Here is a 21,296-nt window from a genome sequence, read left to right as displayed (position 1 = left end):
CCTTGGCGGCAGCCCCGGACGAAAAAAAACCCGCCTGGCGGGCGGGTGTCCTGGCGGGCGGCTGCGGATCAGCCTTCCCATTCCTCCGGCGCCGGCGCACGGGCTGCCGGATGCGCACTGGCGATGGCCAGGCGCGCCGAGCGGCCGATACGCTGGCTTGCGCCGGCGTTGTCGAGCTTGAAGATGCTGACGATGTCCGCCAGTTCCGCGGCCTGCGCACGCATCGCTTCCGCGGCGGCTGCGGCCTGTTCGACCAGCGCCGCATTCTGCTGCGTCACCGTGTCGATCTGCGTCACCGCATGGTTGACCTGTTCGATACCCGACTCCTGCTCGTGGCTGGCGGCGGAGATCTCGCTCATGATGTCGGTCACGCGGCGCACGCTGTCGACGATCTCCTGCATCGTGGTGCCGGCTTCGTCGACCAGCTTCGCGCCCTGGTCCACGTGTTCGGCGGAGGTCGAGATCAGCTGCTTGATCTCCTTGGCCGCGGTATTCGAGCGCTGCGCCAGGTTGCGCACTTCGGATGCCACCACCGCAAAGCCGCGGCCCTGCTCGCCCGCGCGCGCCGCTTCCACCGCTGCGTTCAGCGCGAGGATATTGGTCTGGAACGCGATGCCTTCGATGACACCGGTAATGTCCGCGATCTTGCGCGACGCGTCGTCGATCGAATCCATCGCGGTGACGACTTTCGCCACCACGCTGCCGCCCTTGACGGCGACGCCGGATGCCGACAGCGCCAGCTGGTTGGCCTGGCGCGCATTGTCCGCGTTCTGCTTGACGGTCGTGGTCAGTTCCTCGACGGTCGATGCCGTCTCCTGCAGCGAGCTGGCCTGGGTTTCGGTGCGCACCGACAGGTCCTGATTGCCGGCCGCGATCTCCTGCGAGGCGGTGGCGATGCTGTCGGTACCGGCGCGCACGCGCGATACGATCTGGTGCAGGTTGCCGCGCATGCTGCTCAGCGCATGCTTCAGGCGGCCCGTTTCAGTGTGGTCGTCCTTGTCGGCGTCGAGGTCGAAGCCAAGGTCGCCCGACGATACGCGCGACGCGAAATCGATGACTTCGTCGAGCGGCCGGATGATCGCATTCTTGGTCAGCACGCCCAGCACGAGCGTGACCAGCACGGCCAGGCCGGCTACGATCGCCAGCTGGATGCGTGCGGCTGCCACCACCTCGTCGGCCCGCTGGGCGGTGGCGGTCGAATGCGCCTCCATGCGCTCGCTCAGGCCTTCCATGCTGGTTCCGAACCTGGAGAAATGCTTCTGGAAGGCCTCGAACTTCTCCTGGGCCGTGTACGGCTCGTCCCAGTTGACCGCTGCCACACCGGCGGCGCTCTTGAGGAACGCCTCCGCGTCCGGCTTGACCTGCGCGATGCCGCGCTTGAGTTCGGGATCGGTGGTGCGCGCCTCCATCGCGGCCAGCAGCTTTTGCAGGCTGTCGGCATGCTCGCGGATCTGCCTGGTCACTTCCGCGCGCTGCGCCTGGTCGCCCGAGGCCATGGCCAGCTGGGAAGCCAGCGCATCGGCGCGCAGCGCATCGTGGGCCTGATCGGCCTGCAGCTGATCCTTCATCGCCAGCGAGTTGGAGCTGATGTCGGCCATGGCGTTGTCGAGCCGGCGCACGGCGTCGAAACCGATCAACCCGACGATGGTCAGGAAGACCAGCGACAGGACGTTCGACAGGATAAGGCGGTTCTTGATGGTCAGTTTCATGATCCGGTCCGGGAGGTTAGAACTTCATCGAGAGGCCGAACGTCCAGCTGGCGTCGGCGGTACGGCTATTCAATCCGCGTGATACCGCGGTATCCACCTGCACGAGCGGCGTGAGCAGGTAGGCGACACCGCCGTTCAGGGACACTTCGGAACCGCCGTTGCGGGAAGACGCAATCGCGGGCGCGGCGATTTCGGCGAAACCGCGCAGCCGCTCGGTCAGGGCCTTGCCGAGCACGATCCCCAGGCTGCCGTTGACGTAGCGGTCGCCGTCATCGTTCTTCTCGTAGCTCACGCCCGGCATCACGCCGAACGACATCCCGTGCGGCAGCTCCCACTCGGCGACCACGCGCAGCGATGGACGGATGCCCGATCCGCGCAGTTCGGACGAGCCGGAATCGAGGTCGGCGTGCAGCAGCCAGCCGATCGAAGGCGAGCCGCCTTCGCCATCGGCGGTGTGCCATTTCAGGCCGATCGCGGTATCGGCAAAGCCGGAAGACCGGACACTGCCGGCGCCGGGTGCCCATGCTTTCGCGCGCACCCTGCCGTCGGTCTCCAGGCGCAGCTCGACCGTGTCGCTCACGCCCAGGCGCAGCAGGGTCGGCGTGCTCCAGGCAGTGGCCTTGAACCCCTTGTCGCCGAAGCGCTCATACGCGACGCTGGTCTCGAACTGGAAACGGCCTGCCCCGACCACGTTGCTTGATTCCACGTAGTCCGGACGATCCGTGACGATGGGATCGACCGTTTGCGCATAGGCCACCGGGGCGGCGACCAGGAGGGATAACAGAAGACGGCGAGGCGAGCGAAGACCAGGCATGGCGACGGAAAATGAAAAGTTGATTACAGCTGAATGGTTACCCGATGTTGCAGTCTACCCGCAGCATGTAGGAAAGCAATATCTACCATGTATCAACGGCAGAAGAAGCCGAAACATGACGTGGATGTGTGGTATCCGCGGCAGCGACGGGGGCTACGGCAATGCGTTCCTCGCCGGGGGACGCGTTAGCGTGATTGCCATCTGTGCAATTTGGGCCTACGATAAGTTACCGTCAACTATCCTTCGGCACCCCATGAAACCTGCACTCCTGATGCTGGCACTGGCCTGCGCCCCGGCCTTCGCGCTAGCCACAGATGAAACCCCAGCCCGCAGCGACGCCGGCGCCTGCGCGGTCCCGCAGATTCCCGCCGTGTCCACCTCGCAGGCGGGCGCGAACCGCATCAAGAAGGTCCTGAAAAAATGGGATGCATGCGTTGCCGCGCATCCGGGCACCGATCCGGCCGTCGTGGCGGCGGTCTCCCAGCAGGCAGCCGAGTGGAGCCGGGCCACGGTGGATTACTCGACGGGCCAGGGCAACAGCAACGTCGCCGCCCGGCACCACTCGAACGCAAAGCGCGAATTCGAGAAGGATATCCGGAACGCTGCGACCGAGCGCATGCAGGGCCGCATGCAGTAACGCATCCTCCCACGGCCGTCGCCAGCGACCCGCGCGGGCGCGCCGGCGGCCGAGATCAGTCCTGCCCGTCGGGCGGCGGCAGTCGCGTGGCCAGCACCTTGTCTATACGCAGGCCGTCGAGGTCGAGCACTTCGAACTCCCAGTGGGCCCAGGTGCATTTGTCGCCAGTGTGCGGGATGTTCCCGAACAGCAGGAGCAGCATGCCGCTCAGGGTGTTGTAGCGGCCGCGGTCTTCTTCCGGCACCTCGGCGATGCCCAGGCGGTCTTTCAGTTCGGGCGTCGGGATCAGGCCGTCGAGCAGCCACGACCCATCCTCGCGCTGCACCGCCCATGAGTCGTCCGGACGCGCCGTCTTGATCTCACCCGTGATGGCCTCCATCACATCCTGCAGCGTCACGATGCCTTGCACCTCGCCGTATTCGTCGACGATGAACGCGAGCTGCACGCCGGTACTCTTGAAGTTCTCCAGCAGCTCCATGCCTGTCAGCGATTCAGGCACGAACACGGGCGGCTGCAGGTGCTCGGTCAGGCTCAGCTGCTCCCCGCGCAACGTTTGCGCCAGCATCTTCCGCGCGTCCATGACGCCGAGGATATGGCCCCAGCCGCCCTGCAGCACCGGGAAGCGCGAGTGCTGGGTCAATTCGAAACGCTCCAGGTTGGCCTCCAGGCTGTCGTTCGCGTCGAAGAACACCACTTCGCCGCGCGGCACCATGAACGATCCGATCTGACGGTCGTCGAGGCGGAACACATTGCGCACCATCTGGTGCTCGTGGTGCTCGATGATGCCGGACTCCGAGCCCTCCTCCAGCAGCAGGTGCAGGTCTTCCTCGGTCATCATCTGGCTGGACGTCACCTTCACGCCAAGTGCGCGCAGCACCAGTTGCGTGGAAGTGGAGAGCAACCGCACGAAGGGCTTCGCCAGCAACGCGAGCAGTTGCATCGGCCGCGCGACCATGCGCGCCAGCGGCTCGGGATTGATCTGGCCCAGCCGCTTGGGAACCAGCTCGCCCAGCACGATCGAGAAGTACGTGATCGTGACCACCACCAGGCCGGTGGCGATGTACTGCGAGGCCACGACTTCGGTGCCGAGCGACTGCAGCCACAGGGCGAACGGGCGGGCCAGTGTCGCTTCGCCCACGATACCGTTCAGGATGCTGATGGACGTAATGCCGATCTGGATGGTCGAGAGGAACTTGTCCGGATCTTCGCCAAGGTGCAGCGCCGCCTGCGCCGCCTTGTCGCCCGCGTCCGCGAGCTTTTGCAGGCGCACCCGTCGCGCGGTCATCAGCGCAATCTCCGACATCGCAAAGACGCCGTTCAGGACGATCAGGCCAAACAGTAAGGCAATTTCCATATTGTCGAGCGCACTGCGCCCCAGCGTTACAAAGATGACATTCTATCCCCCCAGGCGCCCCCGTGCGTGCGGCGAACCGGCCGCGCATCGGCCGATTGCTGTGCGCCGGACGATCGCTGGCGGGAATACACTCCGGTCACCGGTGCGCGTCAATACGCAACGGCCGGCATTCTTTGTTCGCTGTTCAAGCCAAAAAAGGAGTCGAAATGAAAAAGCTTGCGATCGTTATCACCGCCGTCCTGTGTGCAGCGGCCGCACCCGCCTTTGCGGGCGGCGACAAGCACATGGGCGACAAGCACATGAGCGAGATGCACATGCAGAACATGAAAATGATGGACACCAACAAGGACGGCATGATCTCGCGCGACGAGTTCATGCGCTTTCACGAGACGAAGTGGAACGAGATGAAGAAGAACTCGTCGGGCATGGTGGACATGAAGGACATGCACATGATGCACGACAAGATGATGAAAGACGACAAGTCCGCGAAGGACAAAACCCGCTAGCGCCAGAGGGGGACTGTCCTGCGGGACAGTCCCTCGACGCGCGGCTCAGGAAAAACGCGAGAAGTCCGGTTTGCGCTTTTCGAAGAACGCGGTGAACGCCTCCTTGGCCTCGCCGGCCTGCAGCATCGAGAAGAACAGCTCGTTCTCGGTCTTCATGGTCAGGTTGATCGCCTCGTTGCGCGAGCGCTTCATCAGCGCCTTGGTGGTGCGGATCGACGCCGCCGGCAGCGCGACCAGCTTGGCGGCCTGTGCCTGCGCGTGCGGGAGCAGCTCCTCTACCGGCAGCACTTTCGAGACCAGGCCCATCTGGGCGGCTTCGGCTGCGCCAAAGGCTTCGCCGAGCAGCAGCTTCTCGGCGGCGCGCGGGTAGCCCGCCAGCTGCGGCAGCAGCAGGCTTGATGCGAACTCGGGGCACAGGCCCAGCTGCGAGAACGGCAGCGAGAATTTGGCGTTGTCGGCCGCGTAGACCAGGTCGCAGTGCATCAGCATGGTGGTGCCGATGCCGATGGCAGCGCCGGACACGGCGGCCACAACCGGCTTGTGCGCGCCGGACAACGCGCGCATGAACTGGAACACGCCGCGGTCGTCGCCGGCTTTGCCTTCCACCGGCGCGGAGTTCTTCAGGAAGTCCTCGAGGTCGTTACCGGCGGTGAAAATCTCGGGTTTGCCGGTGATGAGGATGGCGCGCACCGCAGGGTCGGATTCGGCGTCCAGGATCGCCTGCGCCATGCTGATGTACATGGCGTTGGTGATCGCGTTCTTGCGCTCGGGGCGGTTGAATTCGAGGGTAAGGATGCCGGCGGACTTGGTGCTGAGGATTTCCATTTACGTCTTCTCCAGATGTGGGAAAGGCGCTGGGGTGTGGGTTCCCAACGCCTTTTCTTCGTGCTTATTTTACCGGGGTTGCGGCTCGGTATGGGTCCCTGCTTTCGCAGGGACGACCTGCCTGATTACACGCGTTCGAAGATGCCGGCGGCGCCCATGCCGGTGCCGACGCACATCGTCACCATGCCGTACTTCAGGTTGTTGCGGCGCAGGGCGTGGATGGTGGTTGCCGCGCGGATCGCGCCGGTCGCGCCGAGCGGGTGGCCCAGTGCGATCGCGCCGCCCAGCGGGTTGACCTTGGCCGGATCCAGGCCCAGGTCGCCGATCACGGCCAGCGCCTGCGCCGCGAACGCTTCGTTCAGCTCGATCCAGTCCAGCTGGTCCTGGGTGATGCCGGCAGCCGCGCAGGCCGCAGGGATCGCGAATTTCGGACCGATGCCCATGATCTCCGGCGGCACGCCCTTGACCGCGAACGAGGAGAACTTCGCCAGCGGGGTCAGGTTATGCTCGCGCAGGATCTTCTCGCTGACGATCAGCAGCGCACCGGCGCCGTCCGACATCTGGGAGCTGTTACCCGCTGTGACCGTGCCCTTGGCCGCGAACACCGGCTTGAGCTTGCCCAGCGACTCCATGGTGGAATCGGCGCGCGCGCCTTCGTCGGTGTCGACGGTGCGGGTCTTCACGTCGATCTCGCCGGTCAGCACGTTCGGCGTGCGGGTGATGATCTCGACCGGCGTGGTCTCGTCCTTGAAGTGGCCGGCCTGCTGGCCGGCGATTGCGCGGCGGTGCGATTCGACCGAGAACGCGTCCTGCGCTTCGCGGCTGACCTTCCACTGCTCGGCAACCTTTTCCGCGGTCAGGCCCATGCCGTAGGCCATGCCGATGTTCTCGTCGGTGAACATGTTCATGTTCATCGACGGGTGGTGGCCCATCATCGGCACCATCGACATCGATTCCACGCCGGCAGCGATCATCACGTCCGCTTCGCCCACGCGAATGCGGTCCGCCGCCATCGCGATGGCAGTGATGCCCGATGCGCAGTAGCGGTTGACGGTCACGCCGCCCACCGTCTTCGGCAGGCCGGCCATCAGCACCGCCATGCGGGCGATGTTGAAGCCCTGCTCCGCTTCCGGGAACGAGCAGCCGACGATCGCGTCGGTGATCAGGTTCGGGTCCAGGCCGGGCGCCTGCTGCATGGCGGACTGGATCACGCGCACCAGCAGGTCGTCCGGGCGGGTGGTCTTGAACATGCCGCGCGGCGCCTTGCCAATCGGGGTGCGGGTCGCGCTGACGATGTATGCGTCTTGAAGTTGTTTGCTCATATCGATCTCTCTTGAGAATTCGGTTCGATCAGTTGCGCACCGGCTTACCGGTTTGCAGCATGCCCATGATCCGTTCCTGCGTCTTCGGATTGTTGAGCAGCTCGAGGAAGGCCTTGCGTTCCATGTCGAGCAGCCACTGTTCCGAGACCAGGCTGCCCTGGTCGACGTCGCCGCCGGACACGATCGTTGCGATCATCTCGCCCAGCTTGAAGTCGTGCGCGGAGATGAAGCCGCCGTCGCGCATGTTGACCAGCTGCGCCTTGATGGTGCCGAGCGTGTAGCGGCCGCCTACGGGGATCAGCTTCTTCACCGGTGGACGGTAGCCTGCGTCGGCCATCGCGCGGGCCTGCGACTTGGCCACGTGCAGCAGCTCGTAGGCGTTGAACACGATGACGTCGTCTTCCTTCAGGTAGCCCATCGCTTTCGCTTCCAGCGCCGACTTGGACACGTTGGCCATGGCCGCATTGGTAAAGCCGGTTTTGAGGAACTGGAGGATGTCGGTGCCCTTGGCATCGTTCGCCGCGCGCACCGCCGCTTCCTTCAGGCCGCCGCCCGCAGGCACCAGGCCCACGCCGACTTCGACCAGGCCGATGTACGACTCGAGCGCAGCGACGCGCTTCGATGCGTGCAGCGCCAGCTCGCAACCGCCGCCCAGCGCGATGCCGGCCACTGCAGCCACTACCGGAACGTTGGCGTACTTGAGCGACATGAACGCATCCTGCAGCTGGCGCACCGACGGGTCGATCGCCTTGGCGCCGCCCTGCATGAAGGCCGGCAGCGCTTCTTCCAGGTTCGCGCCTGCGGAGAACGGGCCGCCTTCGGCTGCATCCGTATTCCAGATCACCAGGCCCTTGAAGTTCTTTTCGGCTTCCGCCAGCGCCAGCTTCAGGCCGTCGATGACGCCCTGGCCGATGGTGTGCATCTTCGACTTGAGCGAGACGATCAGCACGTCGTCGTTCATGTGCCAGACGCGGATGTTGGCGTCTTCGTGCACGGTCACGCCGGCGGTCTTCGGATCGGCTGCGCCTTCGCCCAGTACCGGCGCGCGGAAGGCCTGGCGCTGGTACACCGGCAGGTCCGATCGCGGAACGAAGCTGTTGGACGCTGCGGAGTACGAACCCTCAGGGGTATGGACGCCGCCCTTTTGCGCCGGCAGGCCGTCGGTGACCCACGATGGCAGCGGCTCGCTGCACAGGGCCTTGCCTTCTGCGATGTCCTGCGCCACCCATTCGGCGATCTGCTGCCAGCCGGATGCCTGCCAGGTTTCGAACGGGCCGACGTTCCAGCCGAAGCCCCAACGCATCGCGAAGTCGATGTCGCGGGCATTGTCGGCGATGTCCTTCAGGTGCACCGCGATGTAGTGGAACGCGTCGCGGAAGATCGCCCACAGGAACTGCGCCTGCGGGTTGGTCGATTCGCGCATCGCCTTCATCTTCTTGACCGGGTCCTTCTCCTTCAGGATGCGGCCCACGATGTCGGCTGCCTTGGCGCCGCCCGCCACGTACTGGCCGGTGGCGAAGTCGAGGCGCTTGATCTCCTTGCCTTCCTTCTTGTAGAAGCCCGCGCCGCTCTTCTGGCCGAGCGCGCCGGCTTCGATCAGCTTGGTCAGCACCTCGGGCGTCTTGTAGACGGCGAAGAACGGATCGCCTTGCAGGTTGTCCTGCATGGTCTTGATCACGTGGCCCATCGTGTCCAGGCCGACCACGTCCGCGGTGCGGAAGGTGCCGGACTTGGCGCGGCCCAGCTTGGCGCCGGTCAGGTCGTCCACCACGTCCACGGACAGGCCGAACTTTTCGGCCTCGTGGATGGTGGCCAGCATGCCGAAGATGCCGACGCGGTTGGCGATGAAGTTCGGGGTGTCCTTGGCGCGCACGACGCCCTTGCCCAGCGTGGAGGTCAGGAAGGTCTCGAGCTGGTCGAGGATCTGCGGATTGGTCGCCGTGGTCGGGATCAGTTCGACCAGGTGCATGTAGCGCGGCGGGTTGAAGAAGTGGACGCCGCAGAAGCGCGCCTTGAGGTTGTCGTCGAAGCCTTCGGCCAGCTTGTTGATCGACAGGCCGGAAGTGTTCGAGGCGAAGATCGCGTTGGCGGAGATGTGCGGCGCGACCTTCTTGTACAGGTCGTGCTTCCAGTCCATGCGCTCGGCAATGGCTTCGATGATCAGGTCGCAGCCGGCCAGCACGTCGAGATTGTCCTCGTAGTTGGCCACTTCGATCAGCGCGGCGTCGTCCTTGTTGCCGAGGGGCGCAGGGCTGAGCTTTTTCAGGTTCTCGATCGCGCGCAGCACGATCCCGTTCTTCGGGCCTTCCTTGGCCGGCAGGTCGAACAGCACGACCGGCACCTTCGCGTTGACGCAGTGCGCAGCGATCTGCGCGCCCATCACGCCTGCGCCGAGGACGGCAACTTTCTTCACGATGAAATTGGTCATTGTTTATCCTATGTTTGGTAGGGCCGGCGCCACCCCCGTCATCCCAGCGCAGGTTCGCTGGGGCGACGGTGGCATACGCCGTGTCGTGTGTCTTAGAACAGGTCTGCGTCCAGCGCCATCAGGTTTGCCGATCCGGAGCGCGCCTGGCGGATCAGCATTGCGGTTTCCGGATACAGGCGCGCGAAGTAGAAGCGGGTGGTGGCCAGCTTCGCCTTGTAGAAGTTATCGCCCGAGTCCTCCTTGGCCAGCGCGATCTTCGCCATCTGCGCGAAGAAGTAGCTGAACACCAGGTGGCCGACCACGCGCAGGTAAGGCACCGCCGCCGCGCCGACTTCCTCAGGATTCTGGAACGCCTTCATGCCGATTTCCATGGTCAGCTTGGTGACCTTGTCGCCCAGGTCGCCCAGCGGCGTGATGAACTCGGACATGTTCTCGTCCAGGCCATTCTCTTCCACGAAGGCCTTGATCTTCTCGCCGAACTTGCGCAGCTTGGCGCCGTTGTCCATCAGGATCTTGCGGCCCAGGAGGTCCAGCGACTGGACGGTGTTGGTGCCTTCGTAGATCATGTTGATGCGCGAATCGCGCACGTACTGCTCCATGCCCCACTCGGAGATGTAGCCGTGGCCGCCGTATACCTGCAGCGCTTCGGAGGTGGCGATCCAGCCGTTATCGGTCAGGAAGGCCTTGATGATCGGGGTCAGCAGCGCGACTTCGTCGGCTGCTTCCTTGCGCACTTCTTCGTCCGGGTGGTGCAGTTCGCGGTCGATCTGCAGCGCCATGTACGACGAGAATGCGCGGCCGCCTTCGGCGAACGCCTTCGCGGTCAGCAGCATGCGGCGCACGTCCGGGTGCACGATGATCGGATCGGCCGGCTTGTCCGGCGCCTTCGGGCCGGACAGGCTGCGCATCTGGATGCGGTCCTTGGCGTAGGTGAGCGCGTTCTGGTACGCGACTTCGGTCAGGCCGAGCGACTGCATGCCCACGCCCAGGCGGGCCGCGTTCATGAACACGAACATCGCCTGCAGGCCCTTGTTCGGCTGGCCGATGATCCAGCCCTTGGCGCCGTCAAGGTTCATCTGGCAGGTGGCGTTGCCGTGGATGCCCATCTTTTCTTCGATCGCGCCGCAGAAGATCGGATTGCGTTCGCCCAGCGAGCCATCGGCGTTCGGCAGGAATTTCGGCACCAGGAACAGCGAGATGCCCTTCGAGCCTTCCGGCGCGTCCGGCACGCGTGCCAACACCAGGTGCACGATGTTCTCGGACATGTCATGTTCGCCCGCCGAGATGAAGATCTTGGAGCCGGTGATCGACCACGAGCCGTCGGCTTGCGGCACGGCTTTCGAACGCAGCAAGCCCAGGTCGGTGCCGCAGTGCGCTTCGGTCAGGCACATGGTGCCGGTCCACTCGCCGCTCGCCAGCTTGGGCAGGTAGACGGACTTCTGTTCGTCGGTGCCGTGCTCCTTCAGGCACTCGTAGGCGCCGTGCGACAGGCCCGGGTACATCGACCATGCCTGGTTGGAGGAGTTGAGCATCTCGTAGAACGAGTTGTTCAGCGCGATAGGCAGGCCCTGGCCGCCATACTGCTCGTCGCATGCCAGCGCGGCCCAGCCGCCTTCGACGTACTGCTTGTACGCTTCCTTGAAGCCCTTCGGCGTGGTGACGGTCTTGGTCGCCGCATCGTAGTGGCAGCCCTCGCGGTCGCCGGAGTGGTTCAGGGGGAACAGCACATCCTGCGTGAACTTCGCACCCTCTTCCAATACCTGGTTGATGATGTCGGCGTCGATCTCTGCGAAGTCAGGCATCGCTTTCAATTCATCGGTGACGTTCAGCAGCTCATGCAGCACGAACTGCATGTCCCTGATCGGTGCGACGTATTGACCCATAATTTATCTCCTGGCGGCTAAACGGTTAATGGCGGCGGTGGCCGTGGCGTTACTGTTTCTGGTAATTCTGTACAAGGCGTTCGAAGCCGGCGCGCGCGCGGTCCACGCTGCCGGGCATGCGCAGGAAGCGCGCATCGTGATGCAGGGCGAGGATCAGGCCGTACATCTCGAAGACCATCTGCTGCGCATCGGTGTCCGCTTTCAAGTCGCCGGTGTCGATCGCCTGCTGGACCGCGCGCAGCAGCGCGTTCTGCCAGGCTTGCACCATCGAGACCAGCTGCTCGCGGATCGGACCCGGGCGGTCGTCGTATTCGACTGCACCGCTGATGTAGATGCAGCCGGAGGCGATCTCCACGCTCACCTGCTTGATCCAGCGGGCGAACATCGATTTCAGGCGGGGCATGCCGCGCGTTTCGCGGATACTCGGGAAGAACACTTCCTGCTCGAAGCGGTGGTGGTACAGCTTGATGACTTCAAGCTGCAGGTCCTCGCGCGAGCCGAAGTGGGCGAACACACCGGACTTGCTCATGCTCATGCGGTCGGCGAGCAGGCCGATGGTGAGGCCTTCCAGGCCGTCGCGGCTGGCGATCTCGAGCGCAACGTCGAGGATGGCGGCCCGCGTCATTTCGCCCTTGCGCATGAATTTGGCAGATGTATTGATATCGATCACCCAACGTGGAAAAAATCCGAACGCTCGTACTATTATCCACCACAGTGTAAATGTCAAACGGGAAGTTTAGAGGTGCCGTTCTATTGATGTAGCGCAATTGAAGGCGACGACGCCCAGCCACCGTCATCCCCGCGAAGGCGGGGATCCATGCGGAGGAAGCAAGGTGGTTGAATGAAGCTCGCCGATACCGGGAGCTCAGTATGGATCCCGCGTCCGCGGGGATGAAGGGCTAGCTGCCGGCCTTGTCGATGAGGCGGCGGTCGCGCTTTGTGGGACGGCCGCGGATGCTGCTGCCCGGCTCGGGGAACAGGCGGCGCGCTTCGGCATTGCGCTCGCGCCGTACGATGCTTTCTTCCGTTTCGTCGTAGAGCTGGCGCGCGATGGTGGCCGAGCCGCGCGTGCCCGAGATGCCCTTGACCACCACTTCCCAACGGTCCGAGCCGTTGTCGACGTCGATCACATCGCCCTCTTTCACCGCACGCGCGGGCTTGACCGGCTGCCCTTCGATGCGCACGCGGCCGCGGTCCACCGCGTCCGCCGCCAGCGAGCGCGTCTTGAAGAAGCGCGCCGCCCACAGCCATTTGTCGATCCGTACGTTATCGTTGTCCATAATCCTCATGCGTAGCCGATGGCGAAAACGCGCATCGTCGTCTTGTAGGCAGTGTAGGCGAGACCGTATCCAAGCCTGCGCACCCAGCCGATGTTGGCGTAATCCTCAGCCCTGATGTGGACGCCCTCCGCGATCGCGGCCTCGATGTAGCCGCGCAGGGTGCGCGCAAACGCGGCATCCTTCACCACCACATTGGCTTCCTGGTTGAGGAACAGCGACAGGCCGTCGCAGTTGGACGAGCCGACCGTGGCCCAGTCGTCGTCCACCACCGCGACCTTGGCATGCAGCTGCGTCTTGCGGTATTCGATCACCTGCACGCCCGCCTCCAGCAGCTTGGGATAGAAGGAGTGGGCGACCGCGTCCTGCAGCGCGAACTCGCCCACGCCGATCAGCAGCTTGACGTCCACGCCGCGCTGCGCGGCTTTCGCCAGCGCCCGGCGGAACTTGTGCCCCGGCGCAAAATACGGGTTCGCCAGCAGCACGCTTTTTTTCGCGCGGCCCAGCGCCAGCAGGTAGGCGCGCTGGATCGTGCGCCGGTTGCGCCAGTTGTCGCGCACGACAAAGGCGGCCAGCACCGGGTTCTCCGCGATGGCTTTGGAGCTGCGCCGCATCTCGCGCAACAGGCGGATGCGGTTCACCAGGCCAATGCGGCCCGTGCGCGCCCACTGCACCTGCATCTCGTGGTGGATCTGCGCCACCAGCGGCCCCTCCACCTGCACCGCGAAATCCCAGCGTGGCGCGGCCAGCGGGCGGTCCGGGTGGTGCTCGCAGAACAGATCGTCGGTGATGTTGATGCCGCCGACGAAAGCCACGCTGCGGTCCACCACGCAGATCTTCCGGTGGCTGCGCGTGACGCCGCGCTTGAACCAGGGGTTGAAGACGCGGTAGTGCACGTTCGCCTCGGCCAGCTGCGCTTCCATCTTTGCGCACTGGCGCTGGCCCGTGCCGAACCAGTCGGTAATCACGCGTACGTGCACGCCGCGCCGAGCCGCCCTGGCCAGCGCGTCGGTGACGGCGTCGCCGACCTGGTCGCAGGCATAGATATACGTCTCGAAATAGATGTCGTACTGCGCCGCGTCGATCGCGGCGATCAAGGCGGGGAAGTAGTCGGTGCCGCAACAAAGCAGCTTGACTTCATTCTGGGCGACGAAATTTACAGTACGCATGCGGTGACGATGGTTGGGCCACACGAAGATGGTGGCGAGCTGCCGTTTATCAACGCTACGGAGCCAATTCCAGATTGGCAACGATCGGGGAATGGTCGGACAACTTTGCCCACATTGGACCATGCAGCACCTGGGCCGATTCGACCTTGAAGCCGCGCACATAAATGCGGTCCAGCTGGAACACGGGCAGCGCGGACGGGAAGGTACGGGCAGGCACCGGGCCGACCGGCGCGGGACGGCCACCCAGCGTGCGCACCAGGAAGCCCAGGCGCGGCTTGGCATTGAGCTCGTCGAACACTTCACGCACGCCCAGTTCCTTGCGCAGCCGGTCCGACAGCGTATTGCGCCAGTCGTTGAAGTCCCCGGCGATGATCACCGGCTCGCCATCGCCTGCGGACTTGTTGACCGCTTCGATCAGCGACGAAGTCTGGCGCACCCGGCCCGCCTCGAACAGGCCCAGGTGGACCACGTAGCAGTGGATGCGGCCGATTTCCGTCATCAGTTCGCAGTGCAGGATGCCGCGTTGCTCATAGGCATGGTCGGACACGTCCTGGTTGTGGGAGCGGTCGATTTCAAAGCGCGACAGCAGTGCGTTGCCGTGGTGGCCATGGTCGTACTGGGCGTTGAGGCCGTAGGCGCAGTGGTGGGAATCGTCGGCGAAGAACTCATGTTGCGCCACCTCGGGCCAGTGCCGATGGGCGCGGCTGGGATCGCCATAGCGGGCAGCCTTGATGTCGTGGCGGCCCTGCACTTCCTGCAGAAACACGATGTCCGCGCAGAACTCCTTGATCGCATTCTTCAGGGCAACCACCCGCGGAGTGCTGCGGAGGGATGAGACGCCCTTGTGGATGTTGTAGGTGGCTACGCGAATCTTCATGGGAACAATTCTAACCGCTTCAGCTAGCGTGGTCGGTTATCCAGGCCACTATTGTGCGCGGGAATGGGAACTGTCCCCTGCCGGCTGGGCGACTAACGGGGACAGTTCCCGGCGTAATTCGGCAATTGCAGGATCGCTTCGGCGTTCGATGGGGAGAAGCAGCGGTCGGCCGCTTCCAGCCATGGATGCCAGGCAAAGCGCGTGTGTTCGCGCGGGCTGAGGATGACGGGGGTGTTGTCGGGGACGCAGACGGAGAACACGTGCTCGGTGTTGCGCGTCACGCCGGGGGCGTAACGGTGGCGCCAGACGGGATAGATGTCGTAGGTGTTGGTGAGCTGCCAGTCGAGCAGGCGGATCGCTTCGCCATCGGCAATGATGCCGGTTTCCTCGAACAGTTCGCGGGTCGCGGCCTGGATCAGGGGCTCGTCCTCGGCATCGAGGGAGCCGGTGACGGACTGCCAGTAGCCGGCCTTGTCGGCGCGTTCGATCAGCAATACCTCGAGGTTCGCGGTGTGGACCACGACCAGGACGGATTGCGGGATCTTGTGCATGTGCGGGGGAGCGGGGACTGTCCCTCCGGGGACCGTCCCCTGATCTTTAGCCAAAGAGCTGGGGACAGCCCCCGTTGGGGACAGTCCCCTTCTTGATTACGCGACCTTCGGTTCGGCCGAACGCAGGCGGATGTGCAGCTCGCGCAGCTGCTTCTCGTCCACTTCCGACGGTGCGTTGGTCAGCAGGCACTGCGCGCGCTGGGTCTTCGGGAACGCGATCACGTCGCGGATCGAATCGGAACCGGTCATCATGGTCACGATGCGGTCCAGGCCGAACGCCAGGCCGCCGTGCGGAGGCGCGCCGTACTGCAGCGCGTCCAGCAGGAAGCCAAACTTCAGCTGCGCTTCTTCGGCGTCGATCTTCAGCGCGCGGAACACCTTCGACTGCACTTCTTCGCGGTGGATACGGATCGAGCCGCCGCCCAGTTCCCAGCCGTTCAGGACCATGTCGTAGGCCTTGGCGATACATGCGCCAGGGTTCGTCTCGAGCATGTCTTCGTGGCCGTCCTTCGGTGCGGTGAACGGGTGGTGGGTCGCGGTCCACCGGCCCGACTCTTCGTCGTAGTCGAACATCGGGAAGTCGACCACCCACAGCGGCGCCCACACGTCGTCGAACAGGCCGGCCTTCTTGCCGAAGTCCGAATGGCCGATCTTGATGCGCAGCGCGCCGATCGCGTCGTTCACGACCTTGGCCTTGTCCGCGCCGAAGAAGATCAGGTCGCCGTCTTCGGCGCCGGTCAGCTCCAGCACCTTGGCCAGCGCGTCGTCGGACAGGTTCTTGACGATCGGCGACTGCAGGCCGTCACGGCCCTTGGCTTTTTCATTGACCTTGATGTAGGCCAGGCCCTTGGCGCCGTAGATGCCGACGAACTGGGTGTACGCGTCGATCTCGGAACGCGGCATCGAGCCGCCCTGCGGCACGCGCAGGCCGACGACGCGGCCGCCCGTCATGTTGGCCGCTGCGTTGAAGACCTTGAATTCGACGTCCTTCATCACTTCGGTCAGTTCGGTGAACTGCAGCTTGACGCGCATGTCAGGCTTGTCCGAACCGTACATGCCCATCGCGGTGGCGAAGTCCATCACCGGGAACGGGTTTGGCAGGTCGATGTCCAGCGTGTTCTTGAAGACGACGCGGATCATGTCTTCGAACAGGTCGCGGATCTCCTGCTCGGTCAGGAACGAGGTCTCGCAGTCGATCTGGGTGAATTCAGGCTGGCGGTCGGCGCGCAGGTCTTCGTCGCGGAAGCATTTGGTGATCTGGTAGTAGCGGTCGAAGTTCGACACCATCAGCAGCTGCTTGAACAGCTGCGGCGACTGCGGCAGCGCGAAGAAGTTGCCCGCGTTGACGCGCGACGGCACCAGGTAGTCGCGTGCGCCTTCCGGGGTCGACTTGGTCAGCATCGGGGTCTCGATGTCGATGAAGCCCAGGTTGTCGAGGTACTTGCGCACTTCCATCGACACCTTGTAGCGCAGGCGCAGGTTGTTCTGCATTTGCGGACGGCGCAGGTCCAGCACGCGGTGGGTCAGGCGGGTGGTTTCCGACAGGTTGTCGTCGTCCAGCTGGAACGGCACCGGCACCGATGCGTTCAGCACTTCGACGGCGGTCGCCACGACTTCGATCTTGCCCGACTTGAGGTTGGCGTTGGTCGTGCCTTCCAGGCGGTTGTTGACGGTGCCGGTGATGCGCAGGCAGTACTCGTTGCGCACGTGCTCGGCGGCCTTGAACACTTCCGCGTTGTCCGGATGGCAGACCACCTGCACCAGGCCCTCGCGGTCGCGCAGGTCGATAAAGATCACACCACCGTGGTCGCGGCGGCGATGGACCCAGCCGCACAGGCTCACGGTTTTGCCGAGCAGCTCTTCGGTGACGAGGCCGCAGTATTCAGTACGCATCGAGGACATAGTGTTTCTCATTCGGGTTGGATTTAATCGGATTATTCTTTTGGAGCCGTTTCGTCCGGGGCGACCACGCCCATCGAGACGATGTACTTGAGCGCCGCATCGACGCTCATGTCCAGCTCCTGCACGCGGCTGCGTTCCATCATCAGGAAGAAGCCGGAAGTCGGGTTCGGCGTGGTCGGAACGTACACGCTCACGAAGTCGCCGGACAGGTAGGTCTTGACGTCGCCGCCCGGCACGCCGGTCAGGAAGCCGATGGTGTGCGAGTTCTCGTGCGGGTACGGCACCAGCACGGCCTTGCGGAACGCGTTGCCGGACGAGGAAAACAGCGTGTCCGACACCTGCTTTACGCTGCCGTACAGCGAGTTCACCACGGGGATGCGCTTGAGCAGCTTCTCCCACTGGCGCAGCAGGAAATTGCCGACCAGGTTATTGGTCAGCAGGCCGGTCAGGAAGATGATCGCGAGCGTAAGCACCGCGCCCAGGCCCGGGATGTCGAAGCCGAACATCGTGCGCGGCTGGTACTGCTCCGGCACGAACAGCAGCGACTGGTCCAGCGTGCTGATGATGATGTTCAGCACCCAGGCGGTAATCGCGAGGGGTACCAGGACCAGCAGGCCGGTGATGAAATATTTGCGCATCGGTTCCTCAGGTGCCCGTGGCCGGGGTAGCGGCCGGAGCGGGGGCCGATTCGGCCGGCTTGGATTCGGCAGCGGGCGCGCTCGCGGTGCCGGTGGACGGCGCACTGCCGCCGCGGAAATCGGTCACGTACCAGCCGGTACCTTTCAGTTGGAAGCCTGCTGCGGTCAGCTGCTTGCGGAACGACGGCTGTTGGCACGACTCGCACACCGTCAGCGGTGCGTCCGAGATCTTCTGCAACACGTCCCTGGCAAAACCGCAGGCGTCGCAGCGGTAAGCGTAAATTGGCATACTGGATTACTCCGCAAAAATCTTCAAAACCCTGAATTATAAAGCTTTTTGACCGACTTTTGCTGGCCCGCCCCCACCCAAAAATGGGGACAGACCCCATTTCCCGCCCAAAAATGGGGACAGACCCCATTTCCACGCCCTCCCCCGCGGACCGGTGGGTGGGTGGATGACTTACTGGGTCTGGTCATACTGTCCACTCAGCCAACGCGACGCAGAAAATTCCCTAAAAATGGGGTCTGTCCCCATTTTCGAAATGGGGTCTGTCCCCATTTTATGGAATCCAGCGTTCGCTGGAATGACGGGTCAGGAGCGCCGTTGCCAGAGCTGCCAGCGCTCAAAGCCGTCGAAGACCGGTATGGAGTCGGTGACCGCCATGTCTTCCAGCCGCTCGAAGTACGGAGAGAGCATTGCTTCCAGCTGGGCGGCTCCGATCCCGAATGGCGGCCCGCGCTCGGTGTCGGCGATATAGAAGAAGCCGCCGAGGAAGGCGCCCGGAGGAAGCAAGGCAGCCCAGCGCTCAACGACCGCGGGCCGCATCGCCGGCGGCAGCGCACACAGGAATGCCCTCTCATAGATGAAGTCCAGGCTGCGGCGGGGCTGCCAGGTGAAAAAGTCGGCCTGTTCGATCCGGTCGGCCCATTGACCCGCTACGGCGCGCGCGGCGGCGACTGCCGCCGGCGAAAAGTCGATGGCGGTCACCGGCCAGCCCGCATCGGACAGGTACGCCAGTTCGTAGGCCGCGCCGCAGCCGGGAATCAGGGTGGACAGCGGACGGTCGACGCGGGCGACGAAGCCGCGCAGCGCTTCCGGCACGCCTCCGCGGTCCCACGGCGTGAAGCCGCGCTCGAAGCGCTCGTCCCAGAACGCGCTGGTGTTGGGGTCGCGGCTGTCGAACTCCGGCATCGTACTTACATCCGGTCCAGCGGCACGTATTCAGCCACCAGGTAGCCGATGCCCAGCAGGCTGATCACGAGGACGAGCGCGGTCATCCGGCGGTTGGTGCGGCGCTGCTCCAGGATCAGCATTTGCAGCAGGATCGAGTCGTCCTTGCGCTCGGCCTGGTTATGCAGGGTCTGGTGCAGCAGGCGCGGGATCTGCGGGACGATGTGGGCGAAGCGCGGCGCCTCTTCCTTCAGGCGCTCGACAAAGCCGCGCCAGCCGATCTGCTCGGCCATCCAGCGCTCCAGGTGCGGCTTGGCGGTCTTCCACAGGTCCAGGTCCGGGTCGAGCTGGCGGCCCAGGCCCTCGATATTCAGCAGGGTCTTTTGCAGCAGCACCAGCTGCGGCTGGACTTCGACATTGAAACGGCGCGAGGTCTGGAACAGGCGCAGCAGCACCTGGCCGAACGAGATGTCCTTGAGCGGCCGGTCGAAGATCGGTTCGCAGCAGGCGCGCACCGCCGACTCCAGTTCGTCGACCCGGGTGTCTTTCGGCGCCCAGCCCGATTCGATGTGCGCTTCGGCCACGCGCTTGTAGTCGCGCCGGAAGAAGGCCAGGAAGTTCTGCGACAGGTAGTCCTTGTCGTAGTCGTTGAGCGTGCCGACGATGCCGAAGTCGAGTGCGATATAGCGCCCGAACGTGGCCGGCTCGACCGACACGAGGATATTCCCGGGGTGCATATCGGCGTGGAAGAAGCCGTCCCGGAACACCTGCGTGAAGAAGATCTCGACGCCGTCGCGCGACAGCTTGGCCAGGTCCACGCCTTCTGCCACCAGGCGCTCGGTCTGCGAGACCGGAATTCCGTTCATGCGCTCCATCGTGATCACGCTGGAGGAGCAGTAGTCCCAGTACATCTCGGGCACCATCAGCAGCGAGGAACCGGCGAAGTTGCGGCGCAGCTGGGCGGCGTTGGCCGCCTCGCGCATCAGGTCCAGCTCGTCGTGCAGGTATTTGTCGAATTCGGCGACGACTTCCTTCGGCTTGAGGCGGCGCGCGTCCGCCCACAGGCGCGACAGCAGGTCGGCGGCATCGTGCATCAGCGCGACGTCCTCGTCGATGAATTGCTTCATCCCGGGGCGCAGCACCTTCACCGCGACTTCGGTGCCGTCCTTGAGCGTGGCGAAGTGCACCTGCGCGATCGAGGCCGAGGCGACCGGCTCGCGCTCGAAGCTGGCGAACAGCAGGTCCGGGTGCGCGCCCAGCGAGCGGGTGATCTGGGCCACGGCGAGGTCGGACGGGAACGGCGGCACGCGGTCCTGCAGCAGCGCCAGCTCGTCGGCCAGGTCGGCCGGCACCAGGTCGCGGCGGGTGGACAGCACCTGGCCGAACTTGACGAAGATCGGGCCCAGCTCCTCCAGCGCGCGGCGCAGGCGCACGCCGCGCGGGGCGCTGATATCCCGCCAGAAGAACAGGCGGTCGATGAACTTGGCGGTGCGCGGGACGGAAAATCCGGAAATGGCAATCTCGTCGAGACCGTACTTGATCGCGACACGGAAGATTTTAAGCAGTCGTACGAATTTCCAGATCATTCAAGGTCCAGGTGTTGTTGTCCGGCGCGCGGCGCGGGCTTGGCCAGCTTCTGCTCCAGTTTGGCGATGCGCTTGGCGGCGCGCTCGACGTCGTCGCGCAGTTCGCGCACGTCCTCTCCGAAGGCTTCGGCCGCGTGGCGGTGGACCAGCACGGGCCGCTCCTCCACGAGGAACTCGGCCATATTCTCGGTCAGCTTGCGGTGCGTGGTGCGCACGCCTTCCGCCACGCTGCGGGCGCCGCCGACCACGCGGCGCGCGCCGATCGGGCCCAGGAAGGGTTCCAGGTCGTGTTCGGCCTCCCAGCGCAGGGCCTTGGACAGCTGCGAGATGGCGTTGGCGAATTCGGCGTCGCCCTCGATCTTGACATACGAAAAGGCGCGGTCGCGGTTCTGCAGGATCAGCGGCACGTCCGACACCTTGACCCGGATGGTGACGCTGGCGGGCGCCTCGGTGTTGCTGGCCTGGACCATGCCGTCGCGCGCGACCCGCAGGCGTACCGAGAAGGCGCCGGCATCCACCAGTGCTTCCTTGCCCGCGTGCAGCGCGAGCGAGTCGCGCGCCCAGGCCTCCTGGGCGAGCAGGTGGTTGATGGCGGCCGCGGCGGTGCCGGCCAGGCCGGTGAATGGCGAGGGGAAGAACATAGTGAC

20 protein-coding genes are annotated in these 21,296 nt (G+C 64.6%); 2 read left to right on the top strand and 18 right to left on the bottom strand.

Annotation, left to right across the window (positions count from 1 at the left end; genetic code table 11):
- Window positions 1-68: 68 nt before the first annotated feature.
- Both ACFSQR_RS03285 and ACFSQR_RS03280 read right to left on the bottom strand, forming a co-directional pair.
- A complete protein-coding gene (locus tag ACFSQR_RS03285) occupies window positions 69-1,709 on the bottom strand; it encodes a methyl-accepting chemotaxis protein (protein WP_377728074.1) in 1,641 nt (546 codons plus the stop codon).
- Between the two features lie 16 nt (window positions 1,710-1,725).
- On the bottom strand, window positions 1,726-2,523 hold the full coding sequence (locus ACFSQR_RS03280; protein WP_377728072.1) for a transporter: 798 nt from the start codon (window positions 2,521-2,523) through the stop codon (window positions 1,726-1,728).
- A 253-nt stretch (window positions 2,524-2,776) separates the two neighbouring features.
- Between ACFSQR_RS03280 and ACFSQR_RS03275 the strand changes: the two genes are divergently transcribed.
- Window positions 2,777-3,160 (top strand): hypothetical protein, encoded by a 384-nt coding sequence (locus ACFSQR_RS03275; RefSeq protein WP_377728070.1) that lies wholly within the window; start codon window positions 2,777-2,779, stop codon window positions 3,158-3,160.
- A 55-nt stretch (window positions 3,161-3,215) separates the two neighbouring features.
- Here the strand turns inward: ACFSQR_RS03275 and ACFSQR_RS03270 are convergent, their stop codons facing one another.
- A complete protein-coding gene (locus ACFSQR_RS03270) occupies window positions 3,216-4,514 on the bottom strand; it encodes a hemolysin family protein (protein WP_377728068.1) in 1,299 nt (432 codons plus the stop codon).
- A 206-nt stretch (window positions 4,515-4,720) separates the two neighbouring features.
- On the opposite strand from ACFSQR_RS03270, the gene ACFSQR_RS03265 reads away from it, so the two are divergent.
- Window positions 4,721-5,020 (top strand): EF-hand domain-containing protein, encoded by a 300-nt coding sequence (locus tag ACFSQR_RS03265; protein WP_377728066.1) that lies wholly within the window; start codon window positions 4,721-4,723, stop codon window positions 5,018-5,020.
- A gap of 45 nt (window positions 5,021-5,065) precedes the next feature.
- On the opposite strand, the gene ACFSQR_RS03260 is transcribed toward ACFSQR_RS03265, so the two are convergent.
- The 15 genes from ACFSQR_RS03260 to ACFSQR_RS03190 all read right to left on the bottom strand — a co-directional run bounded on the left by ACFSQR_RS03260 (window position 5,066) and on the right by ACFSQR_RS03190 (window position 21,290).
- Window positions 5,066-5,845: an enoyl-CoA hydratase gene (locus ACFSQR_RS03260; RefSeq protein ID WP_377728064.1), complete on the bottom strand. Its 780-nt coding sequence runs from the start codon at window positions 5,843-5,845 to the stop codon at window positions 5,066-5,068.
- 125 nt (window positions 5,846-5,970) lie between these two features.
- Window positions 5,971-7,167, bottom strand: a complete 1,197-nt coding sequence (locus tag ACFSQR_RS03255) for an acetyl-CoA C-acyltransferase (protein WP_377728062.1) — start codon at window positions 7,165-7,167, stop codon at window positions 5,971-5,973.
- A gap of 28 nt (window positions 7,168-7,195) precedes the next feature.
- Window positions 7,196-9,595, bottom strand: a complete 2,400-nt coding sequence (locus ACFSQR_RS03250; RefSeq protein ID WP_377728060.1) for a 3-hydroxyacyl-CoA dehydrogenase/enoyl-CoA hydratase family protein — start codon at window positions 9,593-9,595, stop codon at window positions 7,196-7,198.
- Window positions 9,596-9,687: 92 nt separating this feature from the next.
- The gene (locus ACFSQR_RS03245) at window positions 9,688-11,478 is read right to left on the bottom strand and encodes an acyl-CoA dehydrogenase C-terminal domain-containing protein (protein ID WP_377728058.1); all 1,791 of its coding nucleotides are present in this window, start codon (window positions 11,476-11,478) and stop codon (window positions 9,688-9,690) included.
- Between the two features lie 49 nt (window positions 11,479-11,527).
- Window positions 11,528-12,118, bottom strand: coding sequence for a TetR/AcrR family transcriptional regulator (locus tag ACFSQR_RS03240; protein WP_377728056.1), 591 nt, complete (start codon window positions 12,116-12,118; stop codon window positions 11,528-11,530).
- Window positions 12,119-12,377: 259 nt separating this feature from the next.
- On the bottom strand, window positions 12,378-12,758 hold the full coding sequence (locus ACFSQR_RS03235) for an RNA-binding S4 domain-containing protein (RefSeq protein ID WP_377728054.1): 381 nt from the start codon (window positions 12,756-12,758) through the stop codon (window positions 12,378-12,380).
- 5 nt (window positions 12,759-12,763) lie between these two features.
- The gene (gene clsB / locus ACFSQR_RS03230) at window positions 12,764-13,924 is read right to left on the bottom strand and encodes a cardiolipin synthase ClsB (RefSeq protein ID WP_377728052.1); all 1,161 of its coding nucleotides are present in this window, start codon (window positions 13,922-13,924) and stop codon (window positions 12,764-12,766) included.
- A 55-nt stretch (window positions 13,925-13,979) separates the two neighbouring features.
- A complete protein-coding gene (locus tag ACFSQR_RS03225; RefSeq protein WP_377728050.1) occupies window positions 13,980-14,801 on the bottom strand; it encodes an endonuclease/exonuclease/phosphatase family protein in 822 nt (273 codons plus the stop codon).
- 92 nt (window positions 14,802-14,893) lie between these two features.
- On the bottom strand, window positions 14,894-15,352 hold the full coding sequence (gene nudB, locus ACFSQR_RS03220; protein WP_377728048.1) for a dihydroneopterin triphosphate diphosphatase: 459 nt from the start codon (window positions 15,350-15,352) through the stop codon (window positions 14,894-14,896).
- A gap of 96 nt (window positions 15,353-15,448) precedes the next feature.
- Window positions 15,449-17,245, bottom strand: a complete 1,797-nt coding sequence (gene aspS, locus ACFSQR_RS03215; protein ID WP_377728302.1) for an aspartate--tRNA ligase — start codon at window positions 17,243-17,245, stop codon at window positions 15,449-15,451.
- A 41-nt stretch (window positions 17,246-17,286) separates the two neighbouring features.
- Window positions 17,287-17,892 (bottom strand): DUF502 domain-containing protein, encoded by a 606-nt coding sequence (locus tag ACFSQR_RS03210; protein WP_377728046.1) that lies wholly within the window; start codon window positions 17,890-17,892, stop codon window positions 17,287-17,289.
- Between the two features lie 7 nt (window positions 17,893-17,899).
- Window positions 17,900-18,181: an FmdB family zinc ribbon protein gene (locus ACFSQR_RS03205; protein ID WP_377728043.1), complete on the bottom strand. Its 282-nt coding sequence runs from the start codon at window positions 18,179-18,181 to the stop codon at window positions 17,900-17,902.
- A 303-nt stretch (window positions 18,182-18,484) separates the two neighbouring features.
- Window positions 18,485-19,084, bottom strand: a complete 600-nt coding sequence (locus ACFSQR_RS03200; RefSeq protein ID WP_377728041.1) for a methyltransferase — start codon at window positions 19,082-19,084, stop codon at window positions 18,485-18,487.
- A 5-nt stretch (window positions 19,085-19,089) separates the two neighbouring features.
- The gene (gene ubiB, locus ACFSQR_RS03195; RefSeq protein ID WP_377728039.1) at window positions 19,090-20,649 is read right to left on the bottom strand and encodes a ubiquinone biosynthesis regulatory protein kinase UbiB; all 1,560 of its coding nucleotides are present in this window, start codon (window positions 20,647-20,649) and stop codon (window positions 19,090-19,092) included.
- Window positions 20,646-21,290, bottom strand: a complete 645-nt coding sequence (locus tag ACFSQR_RS03190) for an SCP2 domain-containing protein (RefSeq protein ID WP_377728036.1) — start codon at window positions 21,288-21,290, stop codon at window positions 20,646-20,648. The genes ubiB and ACFSQR_RS03190 overlap by 4 nt, the downstream gene beginning before the upstream one ends.
- Window positions 21,291-21,296 lie beyond the last annotated feature (6 nt).

The organism is Pseudoduganella sp. GCM10020061 (assembly GCF_042683405.1).
Lineage (GTDB): Bacteria > Pseudomonadota > Gammaproteobacteria > Burkholderiales > Burkholderiaceae_D > Telluria.
This window is presented reverse-complemented; position numbering and strand designations above follow the sequence as displayed.

Excerpts from the sequence above, each read along its gene's own strand:
- ACFSQR_RS03285 (WP_377728074.1), bottom strand. The coding sequence starts at position 1,709 with ATGAAACTGACCATCAAGAACCGCCTTATCCTGTCGAACGTCCTGTCG.
- ACFSQR_RS03280 (WP_377728072.1), bottom strand. The coding sequence starts at position 2,523 with ATGCCTGGTCTTCGCTCGCCTCGCCGTCTTCTGTTATCCCTCCTGGTC.
- ACFSQR_RS03275 (WP_377728070.1), top strand. The coding sequence starts at position 2,777 with ATGAAACCTGCACTCCTGATGCTGGCACTGGCCTGCGCCCCGGCCTTC.
- ACFSQR_RS03270 (WP_377728068.1), bottom strand. The coding sequence starts at position 4,514 with ATGGAAATTGCCTTACTGTTTGGCCTGATCGTCCTGAACGGCGTCTTT.
- ACFSQR_RS03265 (WP_377728066.1), top strand. The coding sequence starts at position 4,721 with ATGAAAAAGCTTGCGATCGTTATCACCGCCGTCCTGTGTGCAGCGGCC.
- ACFSQR_RS03260 (WP_377728064.1), bottom strand. The coding sequence starts at position 5,845 with ATGGAAATCCTCAGCACCAAGTCCGCCGGCATCCTTACCCTCGAATTC.
- ACFSQR_RS03255 (WP_377728062.1), bottom strand. The coding sequence starts at position 7,167 with ATGAGCAAACAACTTCAAGACGCATACATCGTCAGCGCGACCCGCACC.
- ACFSQR_RS03250 (WP_377728060.1), bottom strand. The coding sequence starts at position 9,595 with ATGACCAATTTCATCGTGAAGAAAGTTGCCGTCCTCGGCGCAGGCGTG.
- ACFSQR_RS03245 (WP_377728058.1), bottom strand. The coding sequence starts at position 11,478 with ATGGGTCAATACGTCGCACCGATCAGGGACATGCAGTTCGTGCTGCAT.
- ACFSQR_RS03240 (WP_377728056.1), bottom strand. The coding sequence starts at position 12,118 with ATGCGCAAGGGCGAAATGACGCGGGCCGCCATCCTCGACGTTGCGCTC.
- ACFSQR_RS03235 (WP_377728054.1), bottom strand. The coding sequence starts at position 12,758 with ATGGACAACGATAACGTACGGATCGACAAATGGCTGTGGGCGGCGCGC.
- clsB (WP_377728052.1), bottom strand. The coding sequence starts at position 13,924 with ATGCGTACTGTAAATTTCGTCGCCCAGAATGAAGTCAAGCTGCTTTGT.
- ACFSQR_RS03225 (WP_377728050.1), bottom strand. The coding sequence starts at position 14,801 with ATGAAGATTCGCGTAGCCACCTACAACATCCACAAGGGCGTCTCATCC.
- nudB (WP_377728048.1), bottom strand. The coding sequence starts at position 15,352 with ATGCACAAGATCCCGCAATCCGTCCTGGTCGTGGTCCACACCGCGAAC.
- aspS (WP_377728302.1), bottom strand. The coding sequence starts at position 17,245 with ATGCGTACTGAATACTGCGGCCTCGTCACCGAAGAGCTGCTCGGCAAA.
- ACFSQR_RS03210 (WP_377728046.1), bottom strand. The coding sequence starts at position 17,892 with ATGCGCAAATATTTCATCACCGGCCTGCTGGTCCTGGTACCCCTCGCG.
- ACFSQR_RS03205 (WP_377728043.1), bottom strand. The coding sequence starts at position 18,181 with ATGCCAATTTACGCTTACCGCTGCGACGCCTGCGGTTTTGCCAGGGAC.
- ACFSQR_RS03200 (WP_377728041.1), bottom strand. The coding sequence starts at position 19,084 with ATGCCGGAGTTCGACAGCCGCGACCCCAACACCAGCGCGTTCTGGGAC.
- ubiB (WP_377728039.1), bottom strand. The coding sequence starts at position 20,649 with ATGATCTGGAAATTCGTACGACTGCTTAAAATCTTCCGTGTCGCGATC.
- ACFSQR_RS03190 (WP_377728036.1), bottom strand. The coding sequence starts at position 21,290 with ATGTTCTTCCCCTCGCCATTCACCGGCCTGGCCGGCACCGCCGCGGCC.